1 protein-coding gene is annotated in these 712 nt (G+C 50.3%); it reads right to left on the bottom strand.

The features are described from left to right. Positions 1-712, bottom strand: a 712-nt coding sequence (locus tag AC6RNO_RS36725) for an RHS repeat-associated core domain-containing protein (protein WP_497108442.1), incomplete at both ends; no start/stop codon positions are given.

The following is a 712-nucleotide window of genomic DNA, read 5'->3' as shown; positions in this document are numbered from 1 at the left end:
GTGCCCGCTTCCTCGTTCCCTTTGGCATCAACAAGTTTGGCTACCTGTGAATTGCCTTTCTCTAGTTGGGCTAGTACTTTCCGCAGCTCGTTCGCCCTATAATTTGCATTGATCTGCGTTAGCGTCCATTTATCACTGTTTTTACCTGCTCCTTGCTCCTCTTTCTGCCATCTTTCTTTTTCCTTATCAATTTGCTTAATGATGTTTTGTATTTCCTGAGACGAATGTCCCGTCGGATCCACATACATAATCGGATTGTTATTCGCATACGTATACAAGTTCAAGCTTAACGGGTTCGAGTCCTCGCCCCAATAGCTGTCCGCCGAGATAAACCGCCCGATGTACGGATCGTAGTACCGCGCTCTCAGGTAGTACAAGCCGACTTCCGCATCGAAGAATTCACCCGCGTAGCGGATCGAGCTTGCGTATGCCTCAACCGTTAATGTGGGGTTGCCGAAAATATCGTAGTCGTACTGGTTCTCCACTTCTCCGCTTTCAGATACAGTTTGTACCACATCACCATGACCGTTGAACAGGTAGTAGGAGAGCTTGTCCGCCGCGTCGATGCGGGCGATGTAGTTGATGCCGCGCACATAGCGGGCTTGGACTGCACCAGCCCCGTCTGTCTCCAGAATAACATACTGGCGATCATACAAGTAGTTCGTCACTTTCGCCGCGTAGCCGTCCTTCGAGCTTCGTACCGTCTTGCGAG

Source organism: Paenibacillus sp. sgz302190 (assembly GCF_059820445.1).
The sequence above is the reverse complement of the archived record's forward strand: the minus strand, read 5'-3'. Positions and strand labels throughout refer to the sequence as shown.